This window comes from Vibrio alginolyticus NBRC 15630 = ATCC 17749 (assembly GCF_000354175.2).
Taxonomy (GTDB): domain Bacteria; phylum Pseudomonadota; class Gammaproteobacteria; order Enterobacterales; family Vibrionaceae; genus Vibrio; species Vibrio alginolyticus.
Genome location: NC_022359.1, coordinates 1,085,805 through 1,098,515 on the forward strand (window position 1 = coordinate 1,085,805; position 12,711 = coordinate 1,098,515).

The window sequence follows — 12,711 nt, forward strand, 5'->3', positions numbered from 1 at the left end:
TTTACTGTGGCAAGGACGGATAGTGTTGATTCGTCGTCGGAAAATCAGGGAGTTAGAATGAGTAAGCATTCCGCTTTAATCAAATGGCATCGTAAAGCTGGCGAAGAGTTTAGTGATAATAAGTATAGTCGGGCACACATTTGGCAATTTGATGGAGGGTTGCAAGTCCCAGCATCTCCATCTCCCCACGTAGTACCATTACCACTATCCGTAGAAGAAAACGTTGATCCAGAAGAAGCGTTTGTCGCGGCACTTTCTAGTTGTCATATGCTCGTTTTCCTGTCTATTGCAGCAAAGCGACGTTATGTTGTGGACAGTTACTTCGATGAAGCGGTAGGGGAGCTTGAAAAAGGCGAAAACGGAAAAGAGTGGGTATCAAAGGTAACGTTAAACCCTAAGATAACATTTTCAGGTGAAAAACAACCGACACCATCTCAATTAGAAAAACTGCACCACATGGCCCATGAGAATTGCTTTATCGCCAACTCCGTTAAAACAGAAGTGACAACGCTTATTGCGAATTAAGTGAAGCTCTTTATCAAAAGCGCGGCCTATTGCGGAGTTATATTAAGCCAGCAGTCATCCTGCTGGCTCGTTCATCTAGACGACACCTTGCTCAATCATTGCATCAGCGACTTTTCTAAAGCCTGCAATGTTGGCGCCTAAAACTAAATTTCCAGGTTGGCCAAACTCTTTACTGGTTTCGTTTGCATTGATGAAAATATTTTTCATGATGGTTTGCAACTGACTATCCACTTGTTCAAACGTCCAGTTTTGCATGCTGGCGTTTTGCGCCATTTCAAGTTGACTGGTTGCAACGCCGCCTGCATTGGCTGCTTTGGCAGGCCCATAAGCTATGTCTGAGTCCACGATAATATTGGCAGCATCACGGGTGGTTGGCATGTTCGCCCCTTCACTAATCAAAATACATCCGTTTTCGATAAGAGCCAGTGCGTCGTCTGACGTTAGTTCATTTTGAGTCGCACAAGGGAAGGCAGCATCAGCCTGATATCGCCAAACAGCATGTCCTTCATTAGGATAGTCGCCCTCTGGTGTGTATTCTGCTTCAGGGTAAGTTTCTAAATATTCTTCTAAGCTTGCTCTTTTCACTTCTTTCAGTTGTTTTAGGAGCTTAAGATCAATACCGTGCTCATGATAGATCGTACCTCGAGAGTCGCTGCATGTAACTGGCGTTGCTCCCATATGGTACAGTTTTTCAATGGCGTAGATAGCCACGTTGCCAGCACCAGAAACGAGACAAGTTTTCCCTTTCAATGAATCGTTGCGGTCGTTGAGCATGCATTCTGCAAAATAGACGGCGCCATATCCTGTCGCTTCTTTTCTGGCGAGTGAGCCACCCCAAAGAAGACTCTTGCCTGTAAGCACACCTTCGTAGCGGCCCGTCAATCGTTTGTATTGACCAAACATATAGCCAATTTCGCGCGCCCCGACACCGATATCGCCTGCGGGCACATCGGTGGTAGGACCGATGTGACGGTACAACTCGTTCATAAATGATTGGCAAAATCGCATGATCTCGCCGTCGGATTTTCCTTTAGGATCGAAGTTTGAACCGCCTTTGCCGCCACCGATAGGAAGGCCAGTCAGTGCGTTTTTAAAGATTTGCTCAAAGCCGAGAAATTTTATGATGCTCGCATTGACTGAGTGATGGAATCTCAATCCTCCTTTGTACGGCCCCAAAGCAGAGTTGAATTCAACTCGATAACCTTTGTTTACTTGTACATTTCCAGCATCATCAACCCAAGGAACTCGAAACATGATTTGACGTTCTGGCTCGACGATCCTCTGGATAATCGCTTGTTCCTTATATTTATTATTGCCTTCTATTACCGGCGCGAGAGAAGTTAATACTTCTTCTACCGCTTGGTAAAATTCTTTTTGCGCAGGGCTACTGTGTTGCAACGCAACAATAGTATCGTGTATGTATGACATAGATTTCTTCCTTGATGTGAATAAGCAATCAGTTTATATGAATGTATTTCCATTAAATAGTGATTTTGACCAAGATTCAATGGTTGTAGTGGTCTTTCCTGCGGATGAGAATGTGCAGCTTCTAACCCAGGCAGTGTTGGTTGAGATAGGTAGGGCGAGCTAAGTAAGCGGGTGGTTGAGTGATCAGTTTCACATATAACAAGCAGAAATCACTTTAGTCGATGTTGTTGTGCAGTTACGCAAATTGTTTATGTTAACGTCATGTTAAAGTTTGTGTGTGTGATAACTTGTGAAAAGACAACTATATGGATGAGCTTAAGGTTCTGAACTCGTTTATTCAGCAGAATGGTCTACCAGCGTTTGGCCACCTTGATGGAATTCCAACATCGTTACAGCTAGATAAATTTACTTACCTCGATGAGATGGATAAGCCAGTGTCTAAGTGGCGCCGTTACCGCGATTATAAGCAGTTTCAGTTCGTCAATTTGGTCACACCTGATTACGTCATTGGAGTAGCGATTGCTGATATACGGTATTTAGCATCCGGCTTTTGCTACCTATTTGATATTAAAAAGAATAAGTTGATTGAGCAACAATGGTTGAAATCTTTTAATATAGGTTATCAAACTCAGCCTTCCAGTTGGTGCAGTCTTGCCCATCTTGCTAACAAAAGAGTTCAGTTTTCTATTAAGGATGGTATTTGGCACGTCCACTTTGTGACAGAGTCAGTCAATGCGGATCTCTATTTACGTCCAGAAAACATGAGTTTGCCATTAATGTTGTGTACGCCAACAGGTTATGCGGGTTGGACATATACTCAGAAGCACAATGCGTTAGCAGTAGACGGTAACTTGTTCATATTAGGAAAAGAGCAAGATCTTTCAGAGGTGGCTGCTGGTTACGATTTTTCCGCTGGGTACATGCGGCGAGAAACAAGTTGGCGCTGGGCGAGTATCAATTGCTTTGAGGATGACAGGCGTCTGGGGTTGAACTTGGCAGCTGGCGTTAATGAAACTGGCTATTGCGAAAATGTATTGTGGATTAATGGTCAGCGTCACTTTTTGCAACCTGTGCAGTTTCAGTTTTCACGAAGTGATGAAGGACAAAAGTGGCATATTACGTCGGAAGATAAACGAGTTAACTTACAGTTCACGCCTTTGAATCGACGCTCAGAGAAGAAAAATTTTTGGCTTCTCAAAAGTAACTTTCGTCAGTACATCGGTTATTTCTCTGGCTATATTATCGATGGAAATGGCATCAAACATCAGTTAGAAGAAGTTATGGGTCTTACTGAAGATCACTATGCAAAATGGTAGAAACACAATGGATTGGACGCAGTTGATGGACCGCCCAGAATTACTTCTGATGATTCTGGCTCCAGTTTTCTTTTTCTGCATGCTTGCCGAATATTGGTTCGGACAAAGAAGGGGACGCTTGCCTGAAAGCGCGACGTATTACTTCCCTGAAGTAGCGTGTAATTTTGTTCTTGCGGGCTTACACCAAGCGACAGACATACTCACGGGTTTACTGATTGCTCAGTTGTATTTGTGGTGGCTCGATTGGCGTTTGTTTGATATCGAAATGAGCGTCTCAGCTTTTCTTTTACTTGTTGTCCTGCAAGATTTTTTCTATTACTGGTTTCATCGGGCTAGCCATCGTATTCGTTGGATGTGGGCCGCGCACGTTGTTCATCACAGTTCGGAAAGAATGAACTTCAGTACCGCCTTTCGTCAAAGTTTAATGTATCCGCTAGCGGGGATGTGGATTTTTTGGTTGCCCTTGGTGATTATTGGTTTTGAGCCAAAATGGGTTGTCTTCGTTGTGTTGTTTAATCTGGGCTTACAGTTTTTTGTTCACACCCAATCAATTCGTTCGCTCGGGCCACTAGAGTGGGTATTTAACACGCCGTCTCACCATCGCGTTCATCATGGTGTGAACCGTCAGTACATCGACAAAAATTATGCGGGTGTATTAATTATTTGGGATCGAATGTTCGGAACGTTTGAACCAGAGGTGGAAACGGTTCGGTATGGGGTTTCTAAACCTGTAAACAGCTTTAATCCCATCCGCGTGACGTTTGCAGAATGGAAAGACATGTTTTATGACGTAACTCGACCAAACTTATCATGGAAACAACGCTGCCGCCGTTTGTTCGCTCCGCCATCGGATTTTTATGAGTAAATTGAGATAAAGAGATTGGAGCGGGCAGCGGGAATCGAACCCGCATCATCAGCTTGGAAGGCTGAGGTAATAGCCATTATACGATGCCCGCGCATCGATAGGACTCGGTTAATATGCCACACTGGACGAAAAAGAAAAGTCTTTTCTCATCAAATGTTTGTCAGTTGCCTAAAAAAGTAGCGGACTGATGTTAAAGTGTTCATTGTCTCTGGTTTTTTGTGGCACTCGCGATTTCGTTACTAAGCCTAGAGGCTTCCAATTAGGTCGTAAACACCGAATTCTTAGGTGTTTAGATGTTGATGATATTCAAGATTTTCTGTGTAAAGGTTAATCTCGTTTATTGAACAGTCACGTTTCATGGTCAAGACTAGATATTGAAATGATTACTTTTTACTGTTGATGCGTATGTATAACACAGGGTAATTCTGCTGAAACAGTCAGCTTAACCAAAGGAGATTTAACATGATGAGAGGTTTGATATTAGGGCTGGTGGTGATGCTGGTATCTGCTTGTACTACCGTTACAACCGATGTAGATAAACAAGCCGACTTTTCAGCTTACAGAACGTTTGACTTCGGTGCTCAGGCGGAAGCTCCTACCAGTATTGATGGTCGACGTATTGAGCAAGGGCTTGCTGAACAGCTTGAGGGTAAGGGTTTAATTAAGGTAAATAGTGGCGGTGACCTTTACGTACATCATGATATCGTAGAAGAATCCGAGCTTGTTTCTTCAGGATCGTCGGTGAGCTTTGGCTATGGCTGGAATAGCTTTGGTGTGATCACTTCAAGCCCAGAAAGATATAAAGAACGTAAGTATGGGAAGTTGGTGGTTGAACTGGTTGATGCAAAGGCTAATCAAGTCGTTTGGAAAGGCGTTTCAAGTCGTAAACTGTCTGAGTCAATGAGCTCTGAGAAAAGAGAATCTCTCATCCAAGAAGAAATCGCGAAGATGTTTGAAAGCTACCCTTACGGTGAAAAATAATTAGTATTCTTAACGATCAAGAATACTAATTGCCAATAGTTACGCACAGGGTTAAAAGAACTTATTATTTTGGTTTTGGTTACCTTTGTGCGTACGACCCTGATTGCTTTACTCGGACTACTTTTCTGCTTGTTGGCTCCGAGCATGAGCCTGGCGCACTCACACCCAAATTTTCTTTCCTTTCATAACCAGAATATTGCTGTTGACGCTAAGTCGAAGCACTTTTCAGAACATCCTATCTCTCCAATACAACTAGACTACCCGAGTTTAAACAGCCGGAATGTATTGAGGGTTAGCCATGCTAAGGAAATGAGCTCGAACGACGATGTAGAACCCGAATGGTTTGAAATGCTTGATGTAGCATGGTGGGCGCATCGTTCGGCAATTTACTCGATGAAGCGGCTAAAACGCATCGGCAATGAGGCTTTAGGTTGTTGTATTGAAAGTATTTTTACTCACTTTAAATACAGAATCGGCGTGAGAAAAGAATCGAATTTGATATACCGCTTTATACATGCTCGCTAACACATTCCATGTTTTTGCAACTTTTGGTTAATTATGCTTAGGAGCGGTTTATGTTTGATTCGATCATTCAGGTCTTGAGTGCTTTTTGGCATCAAGATTTCACGGCGTTAATGGCGCCAGGCAGTGCAGGTTTGGTTTATTTTGTTGTTGCAGTGATTATCTTTTTGGAAAGTGGTTTTATTCCTGCTGCACCTTTCCCATGCGACAGTGTCGTCGTATTATCCGGTACGCTGGCGGCGGTTGGCGTCCTTGACCCAATTATGATCATGTTGGTGATAGCTGTTAGTGCGGGGTTGGGAAGTTGGGCGGCTTATTTACAAGGCAAGTGGCTAAATCGCTTACCTAAGGTCCAAGGCTGGGTGAGTGCGGTTCCTCAAAAGCGTTTGGAACAAGTCGACGTATTACTCAGTAAACATGGATTGATTGCGCTTTTGTGCGCGCGGTTTATTCCGGTTGTTCGTTCCCTATTGCCATTAATGATGGGGTTGCGAGTGAAACGTATTAGTAAATTCCATTACTTTGCGTGGCTGAGTGCGATTTTATGGACGCTGATATTATGCGGTTTTGGTTCATTACTTCCTTTGCTACCGGAAAATATGAGCAAAGCAATCACAATGCTATTAATGGCGGCACCAATAATTACTCTTGTGATAGGAGTGCTTAGTTTCTTGTTTGTTAAAGCACGTCGAGCGTTCTGTAAACCCAAGGATGTGTCAGAGTTTTCCCAGTAAGTTTACTTTGATTTGCACTTTTAAGCTTGTATGCAGATTAGACATCTAATCGACAGGTTTTTGTCAGTAAAAAGAAAGGCGCAATGTATGCGCCTTTCTTTTTGAGTGTCGTTAGGGTTTCGAATTTAATAGCCAATGCTATATAGGTATTCGCCAACTTCTTTGCACTGAGACTTGTAGATGTTCTCTACTTCAGACTTATTCTTATCTGCTGCTTTAAATTCAAGTTCGGCAGACGATAGCTGGTCAAAGCTGTAGTCTCTCTCAGACATTAAGTAGTGTCTGAACATCGCTCTGTGTTCCGGAACTGCAATACGTGCGTTAGAAACGTTGGCACACTCTAACAGAGTGTCGTTACTCATTTCTTCTGGCTTAGTTTCTGTGTTTGCTAAGGTTGAGCCCGCTGAAAATAGTAATGCTAGTGCGATGGTTGTAGCGATTCTTGTCATTATATGGACCTCAAATTGGTTCTAGTAACAATGAGCATATTGGCTCTTATCGTTACATTTTCGTGTTCTCTGTATGTCATAAAAAGTTAAACAACAGAGAAGGCGTTGCGACCATGAGTAAAGACGAACATTAAGTTCGCTTCCTTTCTTCCTGAGAGGCGATAAAGAGAGCGTTGACTCATGAGTCCGCCATAACTGTCTAGAGGTAAGCGAGATGCTTGTTTTGCCAACTCCAGTAGTGGTGGAGAAGAGAAAGCAATAAGTAAAAAATAATCAGGAGTAAAATCTGATGATAAAACGCCATCAGTAGCTGATGTTCGGCGACAGGAAACAAGCCCGAACAACTCGCGCTTTATATGTAGGTAGTAACTTTCTGAACCCCAAGAGCTCAGAGAAGCTGAGGCATGAAAATCAGTGTGTGCTAGCTCAAAATCGTCTTGTTGAGAGAGTTTAAGTAGACGCTCGGAAGTGTAATGTTTGGTGTGGTGCCACTCATGCGCATATGAAGCTGTGATGAGCCCTGAAAGCAGGGACAAAGAAAGCATCAATAATATACGGTGTAGATAACGCAAGAAGTAACCCTAAACATATAAAGCCACAGTTACCCACCATGATTAAGGAATCTTAGTGGAACTATGATAACGATGAAAGCCAGTGTCTGATGAACTCAGCGTATACTAACGAGATGGAAGGGGGATGAACAGAGTTTTCTGATCGCACTTAGGCATATGAGCGAATAACACAATAATTTTTCGCTTTCGAGTAAGCGAAAATGGAAAGAGAGTCGTTGCACAAGGACGATTAAGCTAACAGGATTATTACTGGGGAAGAAATAGAATCTTCTTTTTCTTCCCCATATTCGTCGCATCGATATTATGCGCTTGCGTAAATAACGCTGCCGCCTTTTATGGTGTCAATGATCTCGCGAGACAACTTCTCTGGCAAAGCAGGGCAACCCCAACTGCGTCCGAGGTATCCATTCTTCTTGATGAAGGAAGGGTTTGCGTAATCGGCACCGTGCACGACAATGTAACGCTCGCGAGCTTTGTCGTTTAATCCAGAGCTTAGCCCATCTAATCGAAGTGAATAGCCATTTGAGCCGTAGTAAGTGGTATCAGTCAAAAAAGTGCCCAATGATGTTTTTCGCGAGTTCACGACATTTGAAAACTGTGTCGCTGTTTTCTTTCCGCTGTTCACGCCGTGAGAAACATACGTATTGTAAATTAGCTTCTTTTTATCTAAATCAACCACATAAAAACGCTTTTCAGTTGATGGTTTACTATAGTCGATGATCGTTAGTACCGACTTCTTTCTATCGGGTGTCTTCTGATAAGCGATGTAAGCGTCACTGAACAACTTAAAGTCTACTATGCCATCTAGCTTGGCTTGTTTAAACACATGTTCAACTTGCTTTGGTCGTAAATGATCCCTGGGTTCGTTATCTGATTGTTTTGCAAAAGCAAAAGGTGAGACAGACAACAGCGCACATGTAAATAATATAATTAACTTTTTCATCTTGGCTAAATAAAACTCTATGGTGTTACAAATTTACCGATTGCTTCATGCACTCGTTAAAACAACATGCACATCAATATAATTCTATTCCCAATGTTTCTTATTGCACGCTTAGGTGCTTGATATTGGGTTGACGATAATTTCTCGAGTTAAAAACTAACTGTTTGAAACTTATATAAAATATGAAGTTTAACGATGGTTTCTATAAACTTCGGCGTAAATAATATCTGATATATGTAATTAATAAAACTGTGTTTAAGGATATTTGTGAAGTTGCCAATTTATAAAAACGGCGTTTTATTTTTCGTACTTTAGAAACTCTTTTTATTTCAATGTGTTTTCTTTTTCTACGCTTTATCCAATACCTCAAAAGTTTGTGATTTAACTCGTAACAAATCGTAACGCCGAATCGTTATGTGTATAAGTGCATTTATAATGTATGAATAAACAACAGGGTGGTAAGAAAAGGCAGTAAAACAGCGGTGAATCGGTTGTTTTTAATTCACGATTGACAAAGCTAAGTCTAAGTCGTACAAAAATTGAACTTGTGAATGTATCGTTTAAGTGAGAGTGATGAGCTCGACAAAAGTGAAGTGATGCGTGCTATTGTTTATTCTCTAATTTATTCGATTACATAAGGAAGGGTACATAGTAAAAATTGAAAAAATAATTCTATCGTGTGGATTAAAATATATAAATAATAAAACTTAGAAATTAAAAGATAAGAACGCCAGATATTGATTCATTAAATTTTTGAACATGAAAGTAAACTCTATCTATTATGTTTGGTTTGGTTTGGTTTGGTTTGGTGTGAAAGCGATCGTCTCATTAAGAAAAGCGCTCAAATTTATTTAAGGACGGTTATGACAGCATTTAATAAAGTGTTTATTGTCACTCCCAATGTTAATGATTTTGCAATGTTGCAAGAGTCGCCATTGGAAATGTCTCTTCAAGTAACGGCAAGCAAACCTATCCAACTCTATGGAGAGTCTGTTAAAGCCAGTTGGAAAAGTATTGATATTGAATGGTTAGACGTTATGGGTGAAAAGCCATTGCCCAGGCCTGATATTGCAGCATGGGGATCTTTTACTCTTGCTGTATCCGCTTCTATTGCGGATAAGCTCGATGTGTTGAGCGAGAATGTCGAATTTTTACCATTAAATCTACAAGGAAAGCCTTGGCGAGCATTAAACATTGTCACTCAAATTGATGCCATTGATACCTCTGCTACCGAGTATAATCTTCGTCATGATAAGCTAAGTCGTGCTAGACCGTTTAAGAAACTCGTTTTGAATAGAGAAGTCGTTAATGAATCTGACTTGTTCAGAGTAAAAGGTGCTGGGCTCAGAACGTTTTGCACGGACAAAAAAGGTGGCTTGTACGATAGCGTCAAAGCGCTGAATTTGACCGGTTTGGATTTCAAGGAAGTGCTGGTTTAAAAACGAATAAATAGTGATTTACTCAACTAAAGTCATAGATATAGGTATGGGGGAACAAAAGCTGAGCATCTATCAATGAAGCTCATATACAGCTAAATACAGCCGCCCACAGTTGTGACTGTTGTACTTCTCCCCTTAACTTATGTTCTTGAAACCCTAATTGAGCTGACCATGGACGCATCAAATCGACGGTCGTCATTTGCCGATTGCCACCACAAGCTCAATTGTTCTTTAGTCATTGGTTTGCCAAATAAATAGCCTTGCATATAGTCGCAGCGGTATGCGGATAGCCATTCATGCATCATATTGTGTTCAATACCTTCTGCTGTAACCGTTTTATTTTGGGCATGGCATAGCTCAATGATAGGTTTGATCACATGGCCGTTGTTGGTGTTCATCAATGTAACGAGGAACTCTCGATCAAATTTGATTTTTTGAACCGGATACTGAACGAGCTGAGTTAACGATGTGTAACCAGAACCAAAGTCATCAATTGCAAGACGGTAGCCACGTTTTGATAGCTCATCAAGTAGAGCCGTGCCTTGTTGTTCTGCGGCAAAGGTTTCGGTTATTTCTATCTCAATACATTCTGGTTTAACACTGTGCAGTGTCGCTTGTTCATGGATGTAGTTTGCCATTTCTATCGAGTTTAGCTCTGCTGATGAAAGATTGACCGAAAGAACAATATCCTTACCGAAAATATTCCTTAATTGATGGTATTCCGCCGTTGCATTGGCGAAAACCCAGCGGTCAATTTTATCAAATAATCCGGCTTGCTCTGCAATTGGAATAAACTCCTTTGGAGGGATAGGGCCGATACCTTCGGCTTCCCAGCGCAACAAGACTTCTAACCCCTCAATTTCGTTGCTTCGATTGTTCATATAGGGTTGAAAAACAAGGTGAAATTCTTCCTCTACATTGCTTTTTCGGAGCGCACGTTCAAGCTGACTTCGTCTTTGAGACTCAATATTGAGAGCGGCTGAATAATAGGCGTATTGATTTTTCCCTGCCCGTTTTGCTTGATACATAGCCGCATCGGCACTGGAGAGTAACTTCGCGATGTCAGTACCGTCTTGAGGATATTGTGCAATACCTACGCTTGCCGTAACGGGAAATGAATTACTCCAAGATGAACTGAGATTACTAATCGGTTTTAGTAACTCTGATGCAAGCAAATCAGGCAAGCGTTTTACCTCTTGATTTGAGCTCAGCAAAATTGCAAATTCGTCACCAGATAACCTGGCGGCAAAGCAGGGGCTGTTGTAATCGTGCGAGAACTTTTGACAAGCATTCTTGATGTGTGATGAGAACACTTTTAATAAGTTATCTCCCAATTCATGCCCGTATTTATCATTCACGTATTTAAAGTTATCAAGATCGACGTAAACAACCCACAGAAACTGCGAAGGGGAGATAAGTTCACGAGTGGCAAGCTCATGAAAACGATGGCGATTGGCGAGTTGCGTCAGGTGATCCGTTTCAGCTAGGCGTTTTGTCTTTTTATAGATGACATTAAGTTCCTCATACATATCAAAAAAGCGTGCAGAGAGGCGCCCTATTTCATCGTTTGTTTCTAGCTTTTCAATATTGTCACGTTGATTAGATTCAAGTTCGTTCAGCTGCTTATCAAGGCGAGAAACAGGGCGCAACACATAGCGGTACAACACCAAAATGATTAATGTGATGGTGAAAAACGCCGCTACGCCAAAGGAGAAAGCAAGTTCTAGCCACACTTTATCGACTTTATTCCACATTAAATATTCGGCAGGAGAAAGCACGGCATAAAAGTGCGGCAGCAGCTCAATGGTTTGAGCGAGAGGAATATCAAGATAAATGGGTTTGTCGGCGAAAGTAATCACGCTGTGTGTGTCAAACTCGATGTCATGCTTAATCTCGTTAAAGGCTTCAAGTGATACGGAAACTACCACAAAAAACACATTTTTCGAGTCAAAGCTCAAAGGGTGAGTCCCCGTTCTTTTGTCGACGACCTCATATTGAAGAAGAATGCTTTGTCCACTGGAGTTATAAATAAAGCCAGTGTGACTGAAAGCCTCTCTGTCATTGAAACTTCGTGATATGTACTCTAATACCTTTGGGTCGACCACGCCCGATGATTCGTAATATTTGTTTTCTGTGTAGTAGAGAAGGTTTTGTTTGCCGTCGAGGATCGCCATGCTCGCATCGCCTTTGTAACCATGGCTTAATACTTCAGCGGTCTCGTCTAATCGATTAAACAAGACTCGCTCACGATAGGGGTTGTTATGATTAACCAAATAGTCTTGTAATACATCACTTTTACTGAGCGTATAGGCATAGCTATTAAGAAAAATATTCGCTTGTCGAAACTGCCCGGCCAGCTTTTCCATCTGCAACTGAATATAGCTGTCTTCCCGCTTGATGAGCGTCACTTTTTGAATGCTATAAATAATATAGCTAGATACTAACGCGCTTAATAAGATCACTGGCGCGACAAGCAAAATGACTCTATTGCTTAACTTCATTATGGTTCTTAGTTTCCGTTTGTGTCCCTACAAACGTCGCGTACCAGGTAAGGTACTGAACGGATGATGTGTTTTGGCAAATTGTAACCAGATTGTAAGGTGAGCGTTCTCCAAAATCAGGCAGCTATCTAAGAATTGTGATGACGTGAAAGGTTTCGAGCTTATTAACTAGAGGTTTTCTCAGTAGTTGGACGTCTCTTTTCCTTCCTCCCTGTATAAAACCTAACCGTAATGACAGGGAAATACCATCATCGAAACGTTTCGATGGTAAAGTGTGACTCAAGTGCACTTTTCCTATTCAATGACAATTGAATTACAGATCATTCTCACACCTTATCGATCTCACACTGGTCAAATTGCGATGACGAATTATTATTTCATCGAAACGTTTCGATGAGTTTTCTGTTAATAACGAAAACACTTTAAGACAGGCGCT

At 41.7% G+C, this 12,711-nt stretch carries 12 protein-coding genes and 1 tRNA gene; 7 read left to right on the forward strand and 6 right to left on the reverse strand.

The features are described 5' to 3' along the window. Positions 1 to 57: 57 nt before the first annotated feature. Positions 58 to 525, forward strand: a complete 468-nt coding sequence (locus N646_RS20120; protein ID WP_017820322.1) for an OsmC family protein — start codon at positions 58 to 60, stop codon at positions 523 to 525. Positions 526 to 600: 75 nt separating this feature from the next. Here the strand turns inward: N646_RS20120 and gdhA are convergent, their stop codons facing one another. Further along, positions 601 to 1,953: an NADP-specific glutamate dehydrogenase gene (gene gdhA / locus N646_RS20125; RefSeq protein WP_005373174.1), complete on the reverse strand. Its 1,353-nt coding sequence runs from the start codon at positions 1,951 to 1,953 to the stop codon at positions 601 to 603. 305 nt (positions 1,954 to 2,258) lie between these two features. On the opposite strand from gdhA, the gene N646_RS20130 reads away from it, so the two are divergent. Both N646_RS20130 and N646_RS20135 read left to right on the forward strand, forming a co-directional pair. After that, the gene (locus N646_RS20130; RefSeq protein WP_017820321.1) at positions 2,259 to 3,269 is read left to right on the forward strand and encodes a DUF2804 domain-containing protein; all 1,011 of its coding nucleotides are present in this window, start codon (positions 2,259 to 2,261) and stop codon (positions 3,267 to 3,269) included. A gap of 7 nt (positions 3,270 to 3,276) precedes the next feature. Next, entirely contained in the window at positions 3,277 to 4,134 is an 858-nt protein-coding gene (locus N646_RS20135) for a sterol desaturase family protein (protein ID WP_017820320.1), read from the forward strand. A gap of 16 nt (positions 4,135 to 4,150) precedes the next feature. On the opposite strand, the gene N646_RS20140 is transcribed toward N646_RS20135, so the two are convergent. Further along, a tRNA-Gly gene (locus tag N646_RS20140) sits at positions 4,151 to 4,225 on the reverse strand. A gap of 371 nt (positions 4,226 to 4,596) precedes the next feature. Between N646_RS20140 and N646_RS20145 the strand changes: the two genes are divergently transcribed. From N646_RS20145 to N646_RS20155, 3 genes are all read left to right on the forward strand, one after another. Next, positions 4,597 to 5,115, forward strand: a complete 519-nt coding sequence (locus N646_RS20145) for a DUF4136 domain-containing protein (RefSeq protein ID WP_005382627.1) — start codon at positions 4,597 to 4,599, stop codon at positions 5,113 to 5,115. Positions 5,116 to 5,202: 87 nt separating this feature from the next. Next, positions 5,203 to 5,640, forward strand: a complete 438-nt coding sequence (locus tag N646_RS20150; RefSeq protein ID WP_226977231.1) for a hypothetical protein — start codon at positions 5,203 to 5,205, stop codon at positions 5,638 to 5,640. 50 nt (positions 5,641 to 5,690) lie between these two features. Continuing rightward, positions 5,691 to 6,371 carry a DedA family protein gene (locus tag N646_RS20155; protein WP_017820317.1) on the forward strand — a complete coding sequence of 227 codons (681 nt, stop codon included), beginning with the start codon at positions 5,691 to 5,693 and terminating at the stop codon, positions 6,369 to 6,371. A gap of 125 nt (positions 6,372 to 6,496) precedes the next feature. Here N646_RS20155 and N646_RS20160 read toward each other — a convergent pair whose 3' ends face one another. The 3 genes from N646_RS20160 to N646_RS20170 form a co-directional block, all read right to left on the reverse strand. Continuing rightward, a complete protein-coding gene (locus tag N646_RS20160; RefSeq protein ID WP_005382624.1) occupies positions 6,497 to 6,820 on the reverse strand; it encodes a hypothetical protein in 324 nt (107 codons plus the stop codon). An 86-nt stretch (positions 6,821 to 6,906) separates the two neighbouring features. Continuing rightward, positions 6,907 to 7,365 carry a hypothetical protein gene (locus N646_RS20165; protein ID WP_017820316.1) on the reverse strand — a complete coding sequence of 153 codons (459 nt, stop codon included), beginning with the start codon at positions 7,363 to 7,365 and terminating at the stop codon, positions 6,907 to 6,909. 328 nt (positions 7,366 to 7,693) lie between these two features. Then, a complete protein-coding gene (locus N646_RS20170) occupies positions 7,694 to 8,335 on the reverse strand; it encodes a murein L,D-transpeptidase catalytic domain family protein (protein WP_017633652.1) in 642 nt (213 codons plus the stop codon). Between the two features lie 863 nt (positions 8,336 to 9,198). On the opposite strand from N646_RS20170, the gene N646_RS20175 reads away from it, so the two are divergent. Beyond that, positions 9,199 to 9,774 (forward strand): imm11 family protein, encoded by a 576-nt coding sequence (locus N646_RS20175; RefSeq protein ID WP_017820314.1) that lies wholly within the window; start codon positions 9,199 to 9,201, stop codon positions 9,772 to 9,774. A gap of 140 nt (positions 9,775 to 9,914) precedes the next feature. On the opposite strand, the gene N646_RS20180 is transcribed toward N646_RS20175, so the two are convergent. Then, a complete protein-coding gene (locus tag N646_RS20180; protein ID WP_017820313.1) occupies positions 9,915 to 12,275 on the reverse strand; it encodes an EAL domain-containing protein in 2,361 nt (786 codons plus the stop codon). Between the last annotated feature and the right edge of the window lie 436 nt (positions 12,276 to 12,711).